Annotated in this window: 14 protein-coding genes and 5 pseudogenes; 7 read left to right on the top strand and 12 right to left on the bottom strand. The window is 65.1% G+C overall.

Annotation, left to right across the window (positions count from 1 at the left end; genetic code table 11):
• Positions 1 to 176 precede the first annotated feature (176 nt).
• Positions 177 to 623, top strand: a complete 447-nt coding sequence (locus ACFXN1_RS48720) for a hypothetical protein (protein WP_379446001.1) — start codon at positions 177 to 179, stop codon at positions 621 to 623.
• Between the two features lie 53 nt (positions 624 to 676).
• Here the strand turns inward: ACFXN1_RS48720 and ACFXN1_RS48715 are convergent.
• From ACFXN1_RS48715 to ACFXN1_RS48695, 5 genes and pseudogenes are all read right to left on the bottom strand, one after another.
• Positions 677 to 1,927, bottom strand: a pseudogene (locus ACFXN1_RS48715) (sensor histidine kinase); the annotation flags it as partial.
• A gap of 1,396 nt (positions 1,928 to 3,323) precedes the next feature.
• Positions 3,324 to 4,853 (bottom strand): sensor histidine kinase, encoded by a 1,530-nt coding sequence (locus ACFXN1_RS48710; RefSeq protein ID WP_379446003.1) that lies wholly within the window; start codon positions 4,851 to 4,853, stop codon positions 3,324 to 3,326.
• Entirely contained in the window at positions 4,831 to 5,535 is a 705-nt protein-coding gene (locus ACFXN1_RS48705) for a response regulator transcription factor (protein WP_379446007.1), read from the bottom strand. Before ACFXN1_RS48705 ends, ACFXN1_RS48710 begins: the two co-directional genes overlap by 23 nt.
• Positions 5,536 to 5,673: 138 nt before the next feature.
• On the bottom strand, positions 5,674 to 6,183 hold the full coding sequence (locus ACFXN1_RS48700) for a hypothetical protein (protein ID WP_379446004.1): 510 nt from the start codon (positions 6,181 to 6,183) through the stop codon (positions 5,674 to 5,676).
• 285 nt (positions 6,184 to 6,468) lie between these two features.
• Positions 6,469 to 8,334, bottom strand: a pseudogene (locus ACFXN1_RS48695) (ArnT family glycosyltransferase).
• A gap of 222 nt (positions 8,335 to 8,556) precedes the next feature.
• Between ACFXN1_RS48695 and ACFXN1_RS48690 the strand changes: the two are divergent.
• Together ACFXN1_RS48690 and ACFXN1_RS48685 are read left to right on the top strand one after the other, a co-directional pair.
• Positions 8,557 to 10,548 (top strand): ArnT family glycosyltransferase, encoded by a 1,992-nt coding sequence (locus ACFXN1_RS48690; protein WP_379446005.1) that lies wholly within the window; start codon positions 8,557 to 8,559, stop codon positions 10,546 to 10,548.
• Between the two features lie 683 nt (positions 10,549 to 11,231).
• Positions 11,232 to 12,029 (top strand): hypothetical protein, encoded by a 798-nt coding sequence (locus ACFXN1_RS48685; RefSeq protein WP_379446006.1) that lies wholly within the window; start codon positions 11,232 to 11,234, stop codon positions 12,027 to 12,029.
• A gap of 553 nt (positions 12,030 to 12,582) precedes the next feature.
• Here ACFXN1_RS48685 and ACFXN1_RS48680 read toward each other — a convergent pair.
• On the bottom strand, positions 12,583 to 12,936 hold the full coding sequence (locus tag ACFXN1_RS48680) for an SRPBCC domain-containing protein (protein ID WP_379446378.1): 354 nt from the start codon (positions 12,934 to 12,936) through the stop codon (positions 12,583 to 12,585).
• Between the two features lie 117 nt (positions 12,937 to 13,053).
• Complete coding sequence (locus ACFXN1_RS48675) at positions 13,054 to 13,185, bottom strand: hypothetical protein (protein ID WP_379446377.1); 132 nt, start codon at positions 13,183 to 13,185, stop codon at positions 13,054 to 13,056.
• Between the two features lie 70 nt (positions 13,186 to 13,255).
• Here ACFXN1_RS48675 and ACFXN1_RS48670 point away from each other — a divergent pair, with 70 nt between their 5' ends.
• Together ACFXN1_RS48670 and ACFXN1_RS48665 are read left to right on the top strand one after the other, a co-directional pair.
• The gene (locus ACFXN1_RS48670) at positions 13,256 to 16,501 is read left to right on the top strand and encodes a protein kinase (protein ID WP_379446375.1); all 3,246 of its coding nucleotides are present in this window, start codon (positions 13,256 to 13,258) and stop codon (positions 16,499 to 16,501) included.
• 214 nt (positions 16,502 to 16,715) lie between these two features.
• On the top strand, positions 16,716 to 16,952 hold the full coding sequence (locus ACFXN1_RS48665; protein WP_379446374.1) for a helix-turn-helix domain-containing protein: 237 nt from the start codon (positions 16,716 to 16,718) through the stop codon (positions 16,950 to 16,952).
• A gap of 12 nt (positions 16,953 to 16,964) precedes the next feature.
• On the opposite strand, the gene ACFXN1_RS48660 is transcribed toward ACFXN1_RS48665, so the two are convergent.
• The 3 genes and pseudogenes from ACFXN1_RS48660 to ACFXN1_RS48650 all read right to left on the bottom strand — a co-directional run.
• Complete coding sequence (locus tag ACFXN1_RS48660; RefSeq protein ID WP_379446373.1) at positions 16,965 to 17,162, bottom strand: hypothetical protein; 198 nt, start codon at positions 17,160 to 17,162, stop codon at positions 16,965 to 16,967.
• Complete coding sequence (locus ACFXN1_RS48655; RefSeq protein WP_379446371.1) at positions 17,159 to 17,473, bottom strand: hypothetical protein; 315 nt, start codon at positions 17,471 to 17,473, stop codon at positions 17,159 to 17,161. The genes ACFXN1_RS48660 and ACFXN1_RS48655 overlap by 4 nt, the downstream gene beginning before the upstream one ends.
• A gap of 471 nt (positions 17,474 to 17,944) precedes the next feature.
• Positions 17,945 to 18,100: pseudogene (locus ACFXN1_RS48650) on the bottom strand (IS256 family transposase); the annotation flags it as partial.
• A gap of 254 nt (positions 18,101 to 18,354) precedes the next feature.
• Between ACFXN1_RS48650 and ACFXN1_RS48645 the strand changes: the two are divergent.
• A pseudogene (locus ACFXN1_RS48645) lies at positions 18,355 to 18,564 on the top strand (monooxygenase); the annotation flags it as partial.
• A gap of 63 nt (positions 18,565 to 18,627) precedes the next feature.
• Positions 18,628 to 19,170: a hypothetical protein gene (locus ACFXN1_RS48640; protein WP_379446370.1), complete on the top strand. Its 543-nt coding sequence runs from the start codon at positions 18,628 to 18,630 to the stop codon at positions 19,168 to 19,170.
• Between the two features lie 55 nt (positions 19,171 to 19,225).
• Here the strand turns inward: ACFXN1_RS48640 and ACFXN1_RS48635 are convergent.
• Positions 19,226 to 19,444: pseudogene (locus tag ACFXN1_RS48635) on the bottom strand (transposase); the annotation flags it as partial.
• A gap of 452 nt (positions 19,445 to 19,896) precedes the next feature.
• Positions 19,897 to 20,095: response regulator transcription factor (locus tag ACFXN1_RS48630; protein ID WP_379446369.1), on the bottom strand; the 199-nt coding region annotated here is incomplete at its 5' end.

Here is a 20,095-nt window from a genome sequence, read left to right as displayed (position 1 = left end):
GGCGACGTCGACACCAATACCGCGCCCGCCACAGCCACTACCAGCGACGATCCCGACTCACACCATGATCACGAAGTCCGGCTGGAGTACTAGGCCAAGCCAGTACACGCGCGATCGCATCCAAGGCTGGGATGCCTCCCGGCGCACTTTTGAGCGTCTTTCGCTCACGGAAGGAATTGATTGATGCTGTTGTAGAGCACATCTCGAGTGAACAGCACTATGCCGTCCGAGTCGCGATCAGTAGTGCTAGCGAAAAGACAGGTGTCGAAGGACTTCTCACAGCAGCCATCGAGCGATACCTGACCATGCTCGAAGCCGAGCCGTACCGCCAACTGGCGGTGTTGGAAATAATGGCGAACACAACGCGGTCCACGTGGATCTCGTATCGCAACATCACCACTGATTGTCTCACGTACATCGCCGGGTCCACCGACACCCGCTGGTCAGAGCCTACAGAGCGCATCGCGCACCATCTCACGACAGCGCTCGGCACTCTGACTGTCTCATGGCTGGCCGACAGAGACAGTATTGCTGCTCGCCGGCATGCCGCAATAATAGCCAAATTCATTGCAGCGGACGCAGTTCCACACTGTGATGAAGCGGAAGCTATCGAGCGCCGCTGACGACCCCGAATCCCCTCCGCGACCGGAGCGGTGCGGAGGGGACCGACGCTACCTCAGTCGGAAGGTTTGTCCGGCAAGCGGACCGCGAACTCGGTACGGCCTGGAACGCTGTCCACAGTGATCTCGCCGCTGTGTGCCTTGACCACAGCAGCAACAATGGCCAAGCCGAGGCCCGTCCCACCTGCGTGCCGAGACCGCGACGAATCACCGCGCGCGAAACGCTGAAAGACTTCCGGCTGCAATTCCTCCGAGATACCCGGGCCGTCATCGCTGACCCGCCAGGTCACGCCAGAATGGGTGTCGAGCTCGAGCGACACGGTAACGGTGGTTCCCGCCGGAGTATGAACGCGAGCGTTCGTCAACAGGTTGGCCAGGACCTGATGCAGCCGGAGGCTATCGCCCGCGACAACCACGGGCTCGTCTGGTAGGTCGAGATCCCAGTGGTGGTCAGGGCCCGCGACATGAGCATCGCTGATGGCGTCCACAGTGAGTTGCGAAAGATCGACTGGTTCGCAATCCAAGGGCCGACCGGCATCCAGTCGCGCGAGCAACAGCATGTCCTCAACCAGGTCGGACATGCGACGTGCGGCGGCGTCCACTCGATCCATGGCGTCGGCGACCTGCACTGGCACGTCACACGAACTGCGTTGTGCGAGTTCGGCATATCCGCGAATCGCGGCCAACGGGGTCCGCAGTTCATGGCTCGCGTCGGCGAGGAATTGCCGTGCCCGGGTCTCGCTGGCGTGCCGCGCCGACAGCGCGTCCGTGATGTGATCGAGCATGCGGTTGACCGCAGCACCGAGCTGACCCACCTCGGTCCCCCGACAGGAATCGACGGACGGAACCCGTACGGGCAGTTCAACTTCGCCGCGGTCCAGCGTCAGACCCGCGACCCGGGCTGCGGTCGCCGAGACCCGCTCCAACGGAGTCAGGGCACGCCGAATCAGCCATACTCCGACCGTGATCGCGACGGTGAGGGCAACGATGGTGACGATCACCGAGATCAGCAGGCCCCGCAGGAGGATCGCGTCGACTCCCGACATCGGCAGACCCGTGACGACGATGGTGCCATCCCACGTGGGATCTGCCATCACCCGATATCGACCGGCACCCTCCAGGGTCACCGTCGTCGGCTTGCCATCGGCCGGCACCGCCGCGAGCTGTTGTTCGGCTTTCGCGGACAACCGGTTCTGGGTACCGTCAGTGCCGATAAGGCCCGCCGCGAGCGGCGTACCCAACTCGAAAACCGCACCCACCGTGCCAGATTGAATACCACCCCGATCGAGGAACGCGGGGGCCGGACCGGAGCTGCTCTTCACCGGCGGAGTAGACGGAACATCGCTCACCTGCGCCGGGTGGGTCGATACCTCGCCACCGCCTCGGGATGGACCAGGCTTTCCCGACCGCGGTTGTGTTCCAGGGCCACGCGGCGCGGCGGGGCCGTTGGGATCGGAATTTGAATCGTTGGGTCCCTGCGGTTGCTCGTCTCGCTGCTTTCCTCCCACCGGCCCGTACTGATCCAACTGCTGTTGCGGTCTCATCGCATCGGGCCCGGACGGGGTCGGTTCAGGATCGAGCGTCGGCGCATTCGTCGGTGCAACCGGCTCGAGTTCATGTGACGGCGGGACCGATTCCGGTTCGGTGGCCACCGCCGACGTGGGTGGCTCCGATGGCCGCGGCCCGAGCCTCGGTCCACCACCGACATCCATCAGTGAGCGATCTTGAAGATCGATCATCTGACGATCGAGTTGCTGAATCAGGAACTGTCGTAGCGCGACCTCACTCGCGGCCGCGATGCCGACAACCACTGCCACGAGCAACAACACCTGCCCTGCCAGCAGCCGCGACCGAAGCGACCACCGCGCCGGATACCACAATTCAGCTCTCCGGCTCGGATACATGACCTACAGTGCGCACTGGCTGGCCTTTCTGGCGGGTGTGCAGGGGTGGTGTCAGCACCGCGACATACTCGACCGCGAGCATCGGAACCAGCTATGCACCAGCTATGACCCAGCTGTGAGTCCCGCCGCGCTCGCCGAGAGCGAGGGAATGAACCAGCAGTTCCCCTGTGGGAGAAGGTCTTTCATCATTGTGGTGCCGAGAACGAGCATCGCCACAGAGGTTGGGACCGGTCCAGTACGCAACCGGGCCGGTGCAAGCCCTCAGACGCCTGCGGAACCGGTTGAGGAACCGGCATACAGCACCAGATACAACGACAACAGTGGCTCCGGCATCGGCGGCAGATCTGGGCGCTGGTGAGGCACGCCGACAGGGTCAGCAGCGGAGGCACCGACCTCGGCTAGCTTGCCGTCCGCACGATCGACATCAGCGGAGGCGGTTACGGTAACTGCCGCAAGCGGAAGCGCGGCCAGTGCACCAGCGAATGCGATCCGCGCGGCCACTCGACCGGCCCACCAGGACTGGACGGGGGCAGTCCCCAAGGTGGAGAACAATGAAGTACCTTCTCTCTGACCGTGATTCGCACATCGCGTTCTGATCGCGGCCCTAATTGAAGAAGGCATCGCTATGCCACGAATATGGATGAGCTAAGAATCAGCTAGGTACGCTCGGCCTCCCAGACATCAGTGGTTGCGGCGTTCAACCTCGGCTGCAATACCGGGATGGCTCATAAGCTCCCATTACGGCGGAGTCGGCGACCCGATCACAGCAGCGACGAGTACGCGGGTCATGCCGGACTTCTCAGCTCGGTGCACCCGGGAGGTGGACATGGAATACAGTGCGCCCCGGCACGCTGTCCACGGTGATCTCGCCATCGTGTGCCTTGACGACCGCCGCGACGATCGCCAAGCCGAGACCGGTACTGCCCGCGCGGCGAGAGCGCGACGAATCGCCGCGCACGAAACGTTCGAAGATTTCCCCCTGCAGTTCAGCGGGAATGCCAGGCCCGTCGTCTGTTACGCGCCACACCGCGCCACCATCGTCGTCCACTGCCAGACTGACGATGACCGTGGTGCCCTTGCCCGTATGAATGCGCGCATTGGTGAGAATATTGGACAGCACCTGATGCAATCGTGCCGCGTCGCCGACCACAATTACGGGTTCGTCAGGTAGATCCAGTTCCCAATTCAGGGTCGGTCCCGCGATGTGCGCATCACTGATCGCGTCGACGGTGAGTTGGACCAAGTCGACCGGTGCGGTTTCGAGCGCACGTCCGTCGTCCAGACGGGCGAGCAACAGCATGTCTTCCAGCAGCGTGGTCATTCGCTTGGACTCGGAGTCCACCCGACTCATCGCGTTGGCGATGACATCGGGTACTTCGGCTCGGATGCGTTGGGCCAGTTCGGCATAGCCGCGGATGGCGCTCAGTGGTGTGCGCAACTCGTGGCTGGCGTCGGCGAGAAACTGCCGGACCCGGGTCTCGCTGGCATGGCGCGCCGAGAGCGCATCGACGATATGGTCGAGCATCCTATTGATCGCCGCTCCGAGTTTGCCGACTTCGGTGCGGGGATCGGCGTCCACGGCCGGAACCCGCACGGGCAGTTCCACTTCCCCGCGATCCAATTGCAGATCCGCAACCCGTTCAGCGGTGATTGCGACCCGATGTAGCGGTGCGAGAGCCCGCCCGATCAACCAGATTCCGAGCGTGGTCGCCACCGCCAATACGACGGCGGTGGCGATGAGCAGAATCAGCAGCATTCTCACCATGATCGCGTCCACTGCGGCCAGCGGCATCGCGGTCACCACGGTCTGCCCCGACCATGTTGCCGCGGCAATCACGCGATAGCGCCCCGCTCCATCGAGATTCAGCGTGGTGGGCTGTCCTACTGTCAACTCACCGATCCGACGCTGCGCTGTCTCCGACAACGCGGACTGAGTGCCGTCGGCACCGATCCGGCCTGCTGAAACGGTTTTGTCCGCCGCGACGAGCGCACCGATGGTGCCCGGCTGGATGCCGGGTCGGTTCAGGAAAGCGGGTCCGGGGCCGGCGTTCTCGCCGGAAGGTTGTGGTGGGTCGGGCGGGAGGCGGTCATCCGAAGGCGGGCTGTGAGCAGGGCCACCGCCTAGTTCACCAACCGCACGATTTTCGAGATCGATCAGGCCGGTGTCCACCTGGTGCACGAGGAATTGTTGCAATGCGAGCCCTGTCGCGATCCCGACAACAGAGACCACCACGACCAACAGCACCATCTGCCCGACGAGCAGTCTGGCCCGCAGCGACCAGCGCCGCCGGCCCGCGGATACGACATCAGTTCGCGGGCTTGAGGACATATCCCGCGCCACGCAGGGTATGGATCATCGGCTTCCGCCCACTGTCGATCTTCTTGCGCAGATACGACACGTAGAGCTCGACGATATTGGACCGACCGCCGAAGTCGTAGCTCCACACGCGGTCCAGAATCTGTGCCTTGCTCAGCACTCTCTTCGGATTGCGCATGAAGAATCGCAGCAATTCGAACTCGGTGGATGTCAGCACGATCTGTTCCCCTGCCCGGGTGACTTCATGACTGTCCTCGTCCAGCACCAAATCACCGACGACGACCTCGGAGCTGCTGTCCTCGCTGGCCACACCGGCGCGACGCAGGAGCGAGCGTAGCCGCAGGACGACCTCCTCGATACTGAACGGCTTGGTTACATAGTCGTCCCCACCCGCGGTCAGCCCGGCGATCCGGTCCTCCACCGAGTCCTTTGCCGTCAGCAGCAACACGGGCAGGCGCGGGTCCTGCTGGCGGAGTTTGCGCAACAACTCGAGACCGGTCATATCCGGCAACATCAGATCCAGCACCACTACGTCCGGTCGTGTGCTTCGTGCCTTCGTCACCGCGGTACGCCCGTCCCCGGCGGTCATGACCTCCCAGCCCTCATAGCGCAACGCGAGCGATACGAGTTCCGCGAGCGGCGGCTCGTCGTCCACCACGAGCACCGTGATGGGACTGCCGTCGACACGGCGCATGACAACCCGCTCCACTGGACCGTAACCGCTGATCACCGTAGACATCATGCCAGTCTCAGCGACGCCGCTCTGCGATAGCTGTACAGATGCTATGTGCCAGCTGTGAACACGGGCCCAGGTCGGCACTTGCCATTAGGGTCAATTTCCGGACAGGCCGGGCTCGGCCTGGCCCGGTGCCCCACCGCCGGGGCCGACCGATCCGCCAGGTGCGCCCGACGGAGTCCTCTTACCCGACATGACCGCGAGGGCGGTGACGGTGCCGTCGCTCTTGGCAGCCCGAATCGTCACGGTGTCACCGACCTTGAAGGTCGACGCACCGCTGGTGGTGGAGCCGATGATGTATGTCTGGGTGAAGTCATCGGCGCTCGCGGCGGTAATGGACGTATCCGAAGTAGCCGTTACGACCCCGGTTTGGGTGACCTCGGTGGTGTAGCCGCCGCTCCCATTGGAGACGACAAATTCGCCGTGCAGCGGGGAGTCGAATCCTCCTGGGCTCATTGCGCCGCCAGGCCCTGCGTTACCGTTCATCCCCATCCCCGGCCCACCGGGACCGCCGGGTCCACCGGGCCCACCGCCGACGTTCGAGTAGTGGGAAGCCGCGAAGACGATGCCGCCGCCGGCCACGGCCATAACGATGGAAATTCCCACGGCAGCAAGCGATTTCGCTGATGTCCAGGATGCATGCGCCCGCGATTGCGGTGCGCCCCAAGCTTGTTCGGGGGTCTGCTTCTCCAGAGTTCGGCGAGGGTCGTTCATTGACGGATGTCCTTCCTCATGTCGAATTTTCGGATGCGATGGAGGCACCGACCACACTCTGGGCCGGAAAGGTGGGTCCGCGCTGTGCACCAGTTCTGCGCGACATATGCGTGTCGATTGCTCTTTTCGAAAACGAGAATCCGCCATGTCCCGACGAACACAACACACTCGGGTTTCCTAGTCACTGAGGTCGTAGATGGTGACGCCGTCGATCGTCCGAGGTCGGAAGGTGGCGGCCACCCAGGAAGCGATGTCGGCTGCGGATCAACTGCCGCCGCTGGATGCCACTCGCCCGGCGCCGATGGTGTCGCCGCCGATGAAGTAGTGGATCTTGTGGTGCGCCACATCGTTCCGGAAATCGCTGAGCGTCGGCGCCGGGTCGGTGCCATTGAACCCGCCGACCGCCATGACCGGCGCACGGGTCGCGAGTTGGTATGCGCCGGCGTTGTTGGAGCCCACCACGGCGGCGACCCACCTGTAGTCTGCCGCGTTACCACTCAGCGCCGCAATCAGATTGGCGCCGGGTTTCGCTCCTCCGAGCAGACCGCCCATCGGTCCGCCAACCGGCCCATCTATGGGATTGCCGGTGCCACTGGGCATTCCACCTGGACCACTCTGAGGAGGACCCGCTCCAGGACCTGCTGCGGGACCCGCGGACGGCACCGCACCCGTATGCGTGCTCGACGCGGTCGTCAACGCATACGCCCCGGGCGCCGCAAGTCCGATGGTCAGCGCGAACAAAGCGGTGACCGCCGCGGCCGCCGACCGTAGCCAGTTCACGCACAGTAGCAACGCGGCGACCGCGACCCCGGGCTCGACGACACCCGGTCTCAGCCACGGTAGCCAGTCGCCGGAGCGGCCGAGCAGCACAGATGCCAGCAAGACCGTCACCACGAGAGTGCCCGCCAACACCACTCTCGCGCGAATATCCACGCGGCGTCGCCACATCTCGGCTGCGCCGACGCCAACTGCGCCGCCCAGCGCCGGGGCGAGTGCCACGGTGTAGTACGCGTGCAGAATCCCGTTGGCGTAACTGAAGACCACTCCCGTGACCACCAGCCAGCCCAGCCATAGCAGCAGTCCAGCACGCGCAGGATCCGTGCGCGGTGCCTTCCCGATGACGACCAATCCGGCGATGCTGAGAAATACCGCCGCCGGCAACATCCATGCGATCTGGCCGCCCATCTCCGATCCGAGCAGGCGCGCCCAGCCGACGTCGAAGTTCAGATTGCCGAGCCCGCCGACCTCGTTGCCCGTCAAACGGCCGAATCCGTTGTAGCCCAACGCGAGTTCGACCACACTGTTGTGCTGCGAGCCAGCGATGTACGGCCGGTCCGAGGCAGACCACAATTCGACAACGACCAGGTACCACCCGCCGGCCACGATCATCGCGACCGCAGCAGCGGCCAGGCGCAGCATCCGAGTACGCAATGGCGCGTGAGCGGCAAGCACGTACACGAGCGAGAACGCCGGCAATACCAGGAACGCTTGCATCATCTTCGCGAGAAAGCCGAATCCCACGGCCACACCCGCCAGCGGAAGCCACCAGCCGCTGCTGGTCTCCTCCAGGGCGCGCAGTACGCAGTACGAGCCCGCGGTGAGCAGCAGCACCAGCAACGCGTCCGGGTTGTTGAACCGGAATATCAGCGCCGCCACCGGCGTCAGGGCCAGCACGGCTCCGGCGAGCATTCCGGCGTGGTGTCCGCTGGTCCGGCGCACCGCCGCATAGAGCACAGCCACCGCGGCCACACCTTCCAACGCCTGCGGTGCCAGCATGCTCCAGGAATTGAATCCGAACAGTCGCGCCGAAACATCCATCACCCACAGTGCGGCAGGCGTTTTGTCGACGGTGATGGCGTTGCCCGCGTCCAGCGAACCGAAGAACATCGCCTTCCAACTCTGTGTCCCAGCCTGGACCGCGGCGGCGTAGAACTCGTTCGCCCAGCCGCTGGCACCGAGATTCCACAGATAGAGCACCGCGGTACCGCTCAGCAGCAGACCGACTGACAGGCGATGATGGGTGGGAAGGCGGCGAGGTTTCATCGAAAGCAGGGCCTCGTCTCCTGCTCGCTGTGGACGCATCGACAAGGTCGTGGTCATTGCTCGATCGTTGTGACCGATTATGGGTGCGCCGTGTGCCTCCGCTGTGCGCCAGCTGTGCCCGTTGGCCCTCCGACTCGACAGCACATGCTGTCGACCACGGACACAGCGAACTCAAAGCCACCACCAATCGTGGGCCGACAACGCATCGTGAACATCGATGGCATGACTCGCGCTAGCCTCGCCGACGCCGAAATCGCGGTAGACGCGCCATACGATGCCCATCGCCGTGCCCGCTACTCCCGCTGGACCGGATCACTGTGCGGCGCAGTCGATCAGCCTCGTTGGGCTCGGCCCGGGCTGCTCGTACTACTGTTGAGCACCGCGGTCCTGTATCTGTGGGGATTGAGCGAATCCAGTTGGGCCAACGAGTTCTACGCCGCCGCAGTCCAGGCTGGAACGCAGAGTTGGAAGGCGTTACTGTTCGGTTCGCTGGACGCGGGCAACGCCATCACCGTCGACAAACCGCCCGCCTCGCTGTGGGTGATGGGCCTGTCGGGACGACTGCTGGGCTTCAGTTCATTTTCCATGCTGCTGCCGCAGGCGCTGATGGGTGTCGCGTCGGTCGGACTGGTGTACGCGTCGGTGCGTCGGTGGAGCGGTCCGGCGGCTGGACTGCTGGCCGGTACGGCCCTCGCGGCAACACCCGTTGCCGCGCTGATGTTCCGATTCAACAACCCGGACGCATTGCTCGTGCTACTGCTGGTGGCGGCGGCATACTGCGCGGTGCGCGCGACCGAGACCGGCAGCGGGCGATGGCTGGCCCTAGCCGGTGTCGCCGTAGGATTCGGCTTCCTGACGAAGATGATGCAGGCGTTCCTCGTACTCCCGGCCTTCGGGCTGGTGTTCCTGCTCGCGGCGCCCATCTCCCTGCGGCATCGGATCGTCAAACTGACGGGTGCCGTTGCGGCGCTGACTATTTCGGGTGGCTGGTTCGTGGCACTCGTCAGCCTGTGGCCCGCCACAGCGCGTCCGTTCATCGGCGGCTCCACCGACAACACCCTGCTCGAATTGGCGTTGGGTTACAACGGGCTCGGCCGCGTGCTCGGCGGCGCGGGCAATGCCGGCGGGGGCGGGGGTGGGGGCGGCGGGTTCGGTGGAAGCACCGGAATCACGCGCCTGTTCGGCGATTCCATGGGTACCGAGGTCTCGTGGTTGTTGCCTGCCGCGTTGATCGGGCTCGCCGCGGGGTTGTGGTTCACGCGACGCACCCCCCGCACCGGGCGTACCCGTGCCGGTCTCCTACTGTGGGGCGGTTGGCTGCTGGTGACCGGGCTGGTGTTCAGCTACATGCAGGGGACGATGCACCCCTACTATACGGTGGCCCTCGCGCCCGCGATCGCCGCGCTGATCGGAATCTCCGTGCGCGAACTATGGCGCGGACGCGAATTCCGTGCGGCCCGAGCCTCACTCGGCGTCATGGCCGCCACGACCGGTATCTGGACCTTCATCCTGCTCGACCGCACACCCGGCTGGTTCCCGGCTCTGCGATGGATCATCGTGATCGGATCGATCCTGATCGCCGCAGTCGTCATGGTCGGGGCGCACCAACTCGGCAGACTCACCGCTGCCGTCGCGATCGCGGGCCTGCTGTTCGGACTCGCGGGCCCGGCCGCCTACACCATCGAGACCGCGCTCACCCCACACGGTGGCTCAATCCCCACCTCCGGCCCGAACACCGGCCACGACATGGGTGGCCCGGGCGGCCCGGCTATGCCATCGGGAAATCCCGGGCAGAACGGTCCCGTTGATACGACGGCGGACGACAACTCGACCACCCAACCAGAAAGCGGCCCCGGCGACTCGATGGGCTCGGGCAACGCCGACCTGAAAACCCTCCTGACTGGCGCGGGCAACCGTTGGTCCGCCGCGACCGTAGGGTCGCAATCCGCCGCGGGAATCGAATTGTCCACCGGCACATCGGTGATGGCGATCGGCGGCTGGAGCGGGGGCGACAACTCCCCCACTCTCGTCCAGTTCCAGCAGTACGTCGCGAGCGGGCAGATCCATTACTTCATCGTCAGCGGCGGAATGGGCGGACCCGGCGGCGATTCGGGCGGCGCGGCCGAGATCACGGCCTGGGTCAAGGCTCACTACACCGCGACCACCGTCGGCAGCAGCACGATCTACGACCTCACCCGGCCGATCACGTCCTGAGGTACAACAACTTTCGGCCGGCCGACATCCGCACCGCGCGGTCGGGTGCGTGGCGTGTGTCGCCGGCTTCATGCTGCGGACGGCTGTCGGCGGCGGGCGGTCACGCCACAACATCGCACTGACCCACTGAAGCAACCAGTCGCCCGAAGCCACCGCAATATCCGCTTGTTCTCTGATCAGCCGATCTTCGTCGCTAATTATGTCGGGGAGAAGTCCGACGCCTGCCAGCGCACCTGATCACCACACTGCGCCGCTCGACCAGATCCGGCGGTGGCGAATCTAGCAACGCCGTCAACAGCGCCGGGCCAAACAAGCCCACTACCAGCGACACTATAAAGTGCCGCCTGAGCTCTGCACATTGTTCCCGCATCCAACAAGTGCCAAAACAGCAGGTCGGCGCACATTTTTGAATCACTGAACACGATTCCACTTGATTGAAACTTGCATTCAATGAAATTTCGCAGAATGCGCTCCAGCAGCATGCACTCACAGCAAATTATTGCAATCAAAGCAAATTCGGGCAGACCCACAGGAAGTTCAGGAGAACTTTGTCGTCTGGAATTGCAATTGCCCAGAGTTGAAATTACGTTACAGCTTGCCGAATCACGCACGGTGAGTGCGCACCGCGTATCTGTCGATTGACCTGCTGCGGTATCGGTTTACATGAGGAAAAGAGGACTCAGATGAGGAACATCACCGCATTCGCGGCGATCGCGATCGGTGCCGTGGGCATCGCATCCGCTCCCGCGAGTGCAGACCCGGCGGCGGTGCCGCAGCCGGCCCCGGTGACACAGCCGGTGGACATCAACGGAATCCACTACACCCTCGACCGGGACGGCGATTCGCTTGTCGTCAAGTCCACGGACGGTCATTTCAGTGCCGTCGATGGTCGGGTCGTCATCACCGACGGTCAGGGCAAGACGGTCGACTCGCTGCCGCTGGCCTACCGCAAGGACGCCAGCTCGTTCCCGATCACCGCCGAGATCACCGGTGACACACTGCGACTCACGCCGGACACCGTGCACGGCACTCCGGTGACGGACCCGATCACCCCGCAGGCGATCGCATCCGGCACACCCATCGATCAGGCGAACCCGAAGGACATCGCCGAGTCCTTCACGCCGCGTGATCAGCAGGAACTGTCGGCATTCGGTTCACGCACCACGCTCGCCAGCCTGACCGGCACCGTCTTGGGAGCCATCGTGGGTGGTGGCCTGGGCTGCGTCGCCGGGGCCATCGTCGGTTCGGTGACCACCGCCGTCACGACCCTGTTCACCGGCATCCTGCCGGGCGCCGTGATCGGGTGCATCGCGGGTGTCGCGCTGGTCGGCACGGCCTCGTCGCTCGCCGGTGCCGCATTCGTCGGCGGCCCGATTCTCCTGTGGTCGGCCTACCAGTACTTCAGCACCATCCTCTCGCCCTGCACCACGCCGGGCAATTACTGCACCGACCCGGCCCAGCCGCCGGTTGCGAAGCCCTAACCGATAGCGGATCGCAGCGGCAAATGATCGGCCCTGGAACCGACTGGTTCCAGGGCCGATTCGTCTTGACCGCCCGCGACGAGCTGATCCTGAGGACACCAACCCATCCATCTTGACCCCGCCGAGGTTCAATGCCTGGACGCGACCTGTAGATCGGCGAGTTCGGGTAGTCCGGCTTCTCGTTCGGCGTCGGTCGACGCCTGGCCTTCATCCGGACCTCGGTGCTGTACAACATGCGCGGGATATCGATCTCGTGCGCCACCTCGCGAGCCACCTTGCACGCGGCTTCCTTGTCGCGCGGCCCGTCGAAATGCTCCAGCCATTGCGAGGCCGGCCGGACGGATTCGTTCGACCACCGCGATAGTCCAGGTCTTCGCTCGTGTTCGCAAACGATGATCCGACGAACGCGAACCCGGCTCGCCCTGAGCGACTGCACACCGGGGAGCCGGTGTTCGGAATCCCGTTCATCAACGGGTGGTCATCAGTGGGCCGGAAGGCTGGGCCTCGGGTCTTCGCTGGTCCGAGGCCCAGCCCTCGCCCCCAACTCAACAGGTCAGAACGGCCCTGGGCTGAACGTGAACGGGGACGGGACCACGTCGGGGACGTAGGGCTTGAAGTTCGCGTCCGGGCACGTGTCGACCATCCCGAGCATGCCCGCAGTCACCCCCGCATCGCTGCCTTCCGTGGCAGCTCCACCGGTAGCCACAGCAGAGCCGACGCACCCGGCGTCGCCGTCGTCCGCTTCGACGTACGCCGCCAGATCGGCCAGCGAGGAGGCGATCCCGGCCTCATAGTCTGCTTGATCGATACCGGATGGCACGTCCGTGGCGGTGACGGTCACCTCGGTTCCGTCATCGGCGGCAGCGAGGTGCCAGGTCATCACCGAGGGCAGCGCTCCACTCGCCAACCCGAACCCTCCTGCCCCGGAACACAACTGGCGGAAATCGTCCACCAATCAGCCGAAGCAGGGGCCTGAATCTCAGAATCCCGGTTCGGGTCGAGACAATCTCGATCCAGAGGCCGTTCACTCCGGCAGCAGGCTGTCGACCAGAGCGCGGGCGAACTCATCAGCGGGCTGGTCTGCGAGATGCTCGCCCTCGAACTCGATCAGGAAGGCGCGCTGGAAGCAGGCACCAAGCAGCAGGGCAGCGAGCATGTCGGGTACTCCGGACAGGACGGCGGGGATATACTCCCATGGCCCGCTGAGGTTGGGACGTGAGTAGCCGATGGTTGAGAGCGATGCGTTCCGGACACAGCGTGATGTCGGCAGTGATGTCATCACGGAGTTGAACGCCGCTGGTTTCGACGATGCGGCGGAGATCGGGCGGGGCGGGTTCGGCCAGGTGTATCGGTGTACCCAGCGCGCCGTGGACCGCACGGTCGCGGTGAAGGTCCTTACCGCCGGGCTCGACGAGAATCGGGAGCGTTTCTTCCGCGAGCAACGCGCGATGGGAACACTGACCGGACACCCCAACATCGTCGATGTGCTCGAGGTAGGCGAGACCACGAGCGGACTCCTCTACCTGGCGATGCCGTACTACACGCACGGCTCCCTCGACGCCCGCATCCGCCGCGACGGCCCGGTGCCGCTGCCGGACGTGCTGCACCTAGGAGTGAAGATCGCCGGTGCGCTGGAAGCAGTGCACCGGGCCGACGTGCTGCACCGCGACATCAAACCGGGAAACATTCTGCTCACCGACTACGGCGAACCCGCGTTGACCGACTTCGGGATAGCCCACATCCCCGGTGGATTCCATACCGAATCCGGCACTGTCACCGGCTCGCCCGCGTTCATCGCGCCGGAGGTCCTCGCAGGCGACGCCCCGAGTCCGGCCTCGGATGTGTACGGGCTGGGAGCCACCCTGTTCTGTGCCCTGACCGGTCATGCGGCCTTCGAACGCCGCAGCGGTGAGCAAGTGGTCGCGCAATTCCGGCGGATCACCCAGCAACCGGTCCCCGACCTGCGCAACAGCGGCATACCCGACGACGTGTCCATGGTGATCGAGGCGGCGATGTCGCGCGACCCGCAGCAACGTCCCACCGGTGCGGAACTGGGCGAGCGACTGCGACAGGTGGAACGCAATCACGGTTTCCCGGTCGACGAGATGGCACTGCGAACCGAACCCGGAGCCGACCAGGCATCGGCCGTGAGGTCGACGGCCGCAGTGGGGAACGGTGAGGGGAACCTGTCTCTCGAGCTGACCAGCCTCGTCGGTCGGCGGATCCAGGTGGCCGGCGTCGAGAGCCTGCTGGCGGCGTCACGCCTGGTGACACTGACCGGGATCGGCGGAGTCGGCAAGACCCGGCTCGCACTGCGCGTCGCCCATGAGGTGAACGACGATTTCGCCGACGGCGCATGGCTGGTCGAGCTGGGTGGTCTGCGAGATGAGACATTGCTGGTCGACGTCGTGGCCACCTCCCTCGGCCTGCGGAACCAGAGTGCCCGGCCCATACTCGAGGTCCTCACCGAGCTGTTGTCCACGCGCGAGCTGCTGCTGGTGCTCGACAACTGCGAGCAGGTGATCGATGCGGTCACGAAGCTGGCCGACTCGCTGCTGCGGACCTGCCCGCACCTGCGAATTCTGGCCACCAGCCGGGCGGCACTGGGCCTGGGCGGCGAAGCGGTGTACCCGGTGCCCCCCTTGGCGATCCCCGATGCGACGGACGAGCCGACACTGCGAGCGGCGGCACGCTACGACGCGGTGACCCTGTTCACCGAACGCGCCGCCGCGGTCGTGCCGGGCTTCGAGATGACCGACGACAACCGGCTCACCATCACCCGGATCTGCGCCCGGCTCGACGGCCTACCGCTGGCGATCGAGCTGTCCGCGGCCCGATTACGGACGATGTCGCCCGAGCAGATCCTGACCCGCCTCGATGACCGCTACACCCTGCTGACCCGCGGCAGGCGTGACGCCCCGAAGCGGCAGCAAACCCTGCGGTGGTCCATCGGCTGGAGCTACGACCTGTGCACGCCCATCGAGCAGCGACTGTGGACCCAGCTGTCGGTCTTCGCCGGCGGTTTCGAACTCGACGCCGCCGAACAGGTATGCGGCACCGACCTGACTGAGCCGGAACTGCTCGATGCGATGTCCGCGCTGCTCGACAAGTCGATCCTGATCCGCGGCGAAACCGACGGCACTATCCGCTTCCGAATGCTCGAAACCGTCCAGGCATACGGCAAGGAAAAAGCCGAGGACAGCGGCGAATATCCGGAATTGGCTCGGCGGCACCGGGATTGGTGCGAGCGGCTGGCGACCCAGGCGGCGGCGGAGTGGGTCGGTCCACGCCAGGTGCAATGGGTCGCCCGGCTGGAGCGGGAAGTACCCAACCTGCGCGAGGCACTGGGATTCGCCCTGACCGAACCGACCGACAGCGCGTTGCGGATCACCACCGCCCTCTACATGTTCTGGACGCTGCGGGGACGGCTCAGCGAGGGACGCCGCTGGTGCGTTCGCGCACTCGAACTCACGACCGGTGCCACGACCGTCGAGCGGTCCAAGGCACTGTACGTAGCCAATGCGATGGCCGCGATACAGGGCGACCTACCCGCCGCCACCGACACAATGACACAACTCCGGACTCTGGCCGAGCAAACTGCCGAGCCGCTGATCGGAGCCCTGTTCGCTCACGCCGAGGCAAACACGTGTCTTGCCGGCGGTGACAATGATCTGGCGCGAACAAGTACCCGCCTCGCCGAGGCCATCGACGCCTACGAGGCATCAGGGAACGTCGGACTGGAACATCTGGCGGCCCATTTTTCGCTCGGATGGGCTTACGCACTGCAGGGGGAAAGCGCCCAGGCCCTCACGTGCCTCGACAAGGGGCTCGCCATCGCCGAATCCGCCGGCGAGACGATGGTTCGTTCGTGGTTGTCATGGGCAGCAGGATTTGTCCTGTGGCGAAAGGATGAACCCGAGCGCGCCACGTACCTGCTGCGGGAGGGGATTCGAACGGCCCGGCTGGTAGCGGATCCGGTCGTCATCGCGGGCTGTTTGGAGACGCTGGCCTGGGTCGCGGGCGAGCAGCGCCATGCCCGGCGTGCCGCTGTCCTGATGGGTGCCGCCGATTCGCTGGGTCGCGTGGCAGGCGGTTCCGCGTTCATGTTTCGGGATTTGCTTATCTACCGTGAGGAATGCGACCGGCACAGCCGCACGACGCTCGGGGCGGGAGCCTTCGAGGCGGCCCGCGACAAAGGCGCCGCGATGAGTTTCGATGCCGCGGTCGGATTCGCGCTCGGCGATCACACCGACCCCATCGAGCCGGCCACTCGCTCAGGAGGACATCTGACCAAGCGTGAGCGCCAGGTCGCCGCTCTCGTTGCACGAGGCATGACCAACAAGGCAATCGCCGCCCGGCTGGTGATTTCGCAGCGCACCGCCGAGGGACACGTAGAACATATCCTCACCAAACTCGGATTCACCTCGCGCGCACAGATTGCCACATGGGCCGCCGAGCAGTCCGAATCCTGAACCCCGCGGTGATGTCTCCGGGCAGGATCCACTCCGTCAACTCGGCAAGTGTGCACGGAAACCGTTACGGGTAATCAAGGGGTTTTGAAGGACCAGTTGTCGCAGCGAGGCTGTTCGGGCGGTGAGTGCGGGAATCCGGTGTCTGCGGAACCATCGTTCGGCGCAGTCGGTGGTCATGGGTTGACCACCGCGTCGGCCTCGGTAGCAGAACGTGATGCCGGCCGGGGCCCGCTTCCCCAGCTACTTCCGTAGCGTGCGCGGCCTGGGCCAGTCCGACCTCGCCAAGGCCGCGGGAATTCCTACCTCCACCGTGCAGGGCATCGAGCGAGGCGAGGTTCCCCTCAATGATGTCAACGCGGCCAAACTCGTTGCGGTACTCGGCATTTCCGTGGACACGCTGCGCCAGGCCTACCGCCGCGTGCGCCGCCGCCCGCCCGGCACCCGCGCCTGACACAGCACCCCGCTACTCGGTCTCCAATGCGCGGACCTGCTCGAATGGCACATCCCCGCCAGTGTTCGGCGACGGTTCGGGCCGCGGCCGCGGCGGGTTGGTGCGTTCGGCCGAGAACACGATGATGAGCATGACCAGGAAGGCGACAGCGAAGATCACGACCGGCGTGAGCCATTGGCCGACAACTGCGTTGAGCTGTGTGGCGATCATGCGGTGCGGGCCTTTCCGGTGACGGGTTCGGCGGTGACGTCGAAATGCGGTGTGGGGCGGCAGGTTCCGGGGTGCTGCCATCGCGGTGTGCCGGCCACTTGCCCGCCGGGGTTGTCCGGGTCGATGAGATCGGTCCACCATTCGCCGGGCACCAGCCGCACGACGAACACCTCGGCATCGACCGCGACGTGGGCGGTGCGGACCTGCCCGACCAGGACATCCAAGTGCGTGAGCGCGGCCTGTTCGCCCGACTGGTCGGGGTCGGCCACCGCGATCAGCACCGCATGGTTGGCGCCGGCGTAGAGCGACATGCCGCCACCCCGTGCGCGCACAGTCCAAGGTTGACCATCCGGAACCATCCGGTGGCCGGGGGGACAATCGGGATCTGATGACAGCAACGCGAACCTCCGCAGCTCCGTTGGAAACCGGCCCCAACGACGCCTTTGTGACTGGACCCAAACATCGTGCTGACGTAATTTCTTCGGCAATAGCAACAGCGCGCACAGAATTACGGGTAAATGTGTGATGATCAACAAATACCGACAGGCGTCAGCGGAATACAAGATCGCTTTTCTTGATTGAAAGTGATTGGTACCACAAACCGGGGGGAAGGCGTATTGAGCGCGCCTGCAACGTGATGACACGTGAGGAATTGTCAAAACCTGTGGATAGGTATGTTTCAGGCGACCTCCATTCGGGTGGTCTCGGCCGCGCCGGTTGACGGCGGCGGGGTGATGTCGCGGGACCGTTCGAGCAGGGTTGTTGGTGCGCAGGTGGATTCAGTGCTCGGCCGGGTATTTGTAGAACTCCAGCAACACGTCGGCGTCGTCGACGATCTTCGCCACGGTTTTGGGATACTTTGCGCCGTAGTCGATTCCGAACGCCTGATGCTCACCCGCGGGCTCCGCGGCCCGGATCGCCGCAAGGGCAGCCACCGCAATCTGCAGGTGGTCGGGCTCTGCGGGTGAATCCATATCGCTCACGATAGCCACCGCTACGACCACGTCACTGGGTTATGAGTGCCGCGGCTGGCGTGGTCGCAGCTGCTCCAATGCCTGGTTCGGTCCTTCTTGAACGAAACAGCGGCCCTGTCTCGACCGCAGGCGGTGGCATTGGTAGCCAGTCCCGGCACGACCGTGGATCAGGCCTCGGATCTGCATGTGACCGGGTTCCGAAGGATCAGGTTCCGCAACATCGAGGCTGCGGCCTGGTACTCGACCGCACCGAACGTCTGACCGTCGAGGGCTGGTCGGACCCAGTCGACCTCATCGCGGATCCCACTGCGGCACTGGATGTTCCGGCCATCCTGCTCCGACCCGACGGCCACGTCGCCTGGATCGGCGAGCGCCAGCAGGACCTGAACGACCACCTCTCCCGCTGGTTCGGCAAGCCCGCCAACTGATTTCACCTGAGCAACCGGAAACGAAGGCGAACACGCCTGTCTCTCCAAGAGCACTCGGCTTCGATGCTCGAGGGCGTCAGCGAACTCGTCCGCTCCGGGGCGGTACACCTCGACCGGATAGACCGCACCGAAATTCATGTCAGTGAACTCGAACTCGGAGCTGCGGCGATCCCCGAATCGCAGACCGCGCCGGTCCCCCGCCACCGGGTTCCGGATGTCGTGCAGGCCTCCGGACTGACAGAGGGCGGGGTGGACGGCTGGATCCATGTCGACGCGGCCACCCTTGCGACCCCATACCCGGGGGTGTACGCGCTGGGCGACTGCGCGGACGCCCCGGTGACCCGAGCGGGGGTGTTCGCCGAGACGGCGGCACGGACCGTCGCGGCGGACATCATCGTCGGCCTGCACGACGGCCCGCGCGGGGGCAGGTACCTGGGACAGGGCACATGCCACATCGAGTTCGGCGGCGGCCTCGTCGGGAAGGTGGAAGCGGACTTCCTGTCCGGCCCGGCCCCGGCGGCTCCGTTCCTCGGACCGTCCGTCGAATTCGCCAGGGAGAAGGCAGAGTTCGCAGCAGACCGTCGGCGGCGCTGGTTCGGGTCCTGAGAGGAATGGCCAGTCCCGCCGTCCCACCCGCCTGTCGCCATCAGCAAGGCCAAGACCGGCGATGCGCCGTCGGAACGGTCACACCGAACGACGGTGGCAGCAGCGACCACGCACAATCGCTGGTCGGCACATACACCACGGTGGTGAACACCGCCCGCTGGTCGGTCGGCGCGGCGCCGCCACCCTGCTTGCGTGCGGTGAACTTCGGCAACAGCAGCTCTGCCAGCGCCCACAACTCGTCCGGCACCAGCCGGCACGACAACTCATCGACCAGGGTCGGACATCATGCCGCGCAACAGAATCCGACACGCGACAAACGAATCGCAACGACATGAGATACGGTCTGGGCTCGCTCGCGAGAGCTCATCGAACTAGTTGCGCGCATTCAGAGCGGTGAGGGCAGCGAGGCCCAAATGAATGAGTGGCTTGGTCGACTGATCGTGCTCGGCGGACCCGATCAGCCTTCTGCACAACACATCCTGAGATCTGCGACTGGCGGGGTCCGAAGAGGCAACGGCACCCGCCAGCGAACGCACTATGAGTCGTCACACCGCGCGGCGCTCCAATCGAGTACAGCGGCGCGGCCCAATCGACATCAGTGGGCCCGCCGGGCACCTGGATCAAATCCTGGCCGGGACCCGATCCTGACACCAGTCTCCAACTAGCCGAATGCAGCGCGTCTTGTTGGTCTGGTGAACCCGGTGCGCCTCAGCAGCGGGCACGCGATCAGCTCTCGTGCCGGGCCGCGTCCACGATCCACGCCGCGATCTGGGCGCGAGAGGTGAACCCGAGCTTGGTCAGGATGTGCTCGACGTGGCCGTCTGCGGTGTGCTGGGAGATCACCAGCCGGGATGCTATCTGCTTGTTGGTGAGCCCGTCGGCGACCAGGTCCGCCACTTGGCGTTCACGTTTGGTCAATGTCGTC

This window comes from Nocardia sp. NPDC059154 (genome assembly GCF_042755705.1).
GTDB lineage: Bacteria > Actinomycetota > Actinomycetes > Mycobacteriales > Mycobacteriaceae > Nocardia.
Note: the sequence above shows the minus strand (reverse complement) of the source record. Positions and strands in the feature narration are given on the sequence as shown.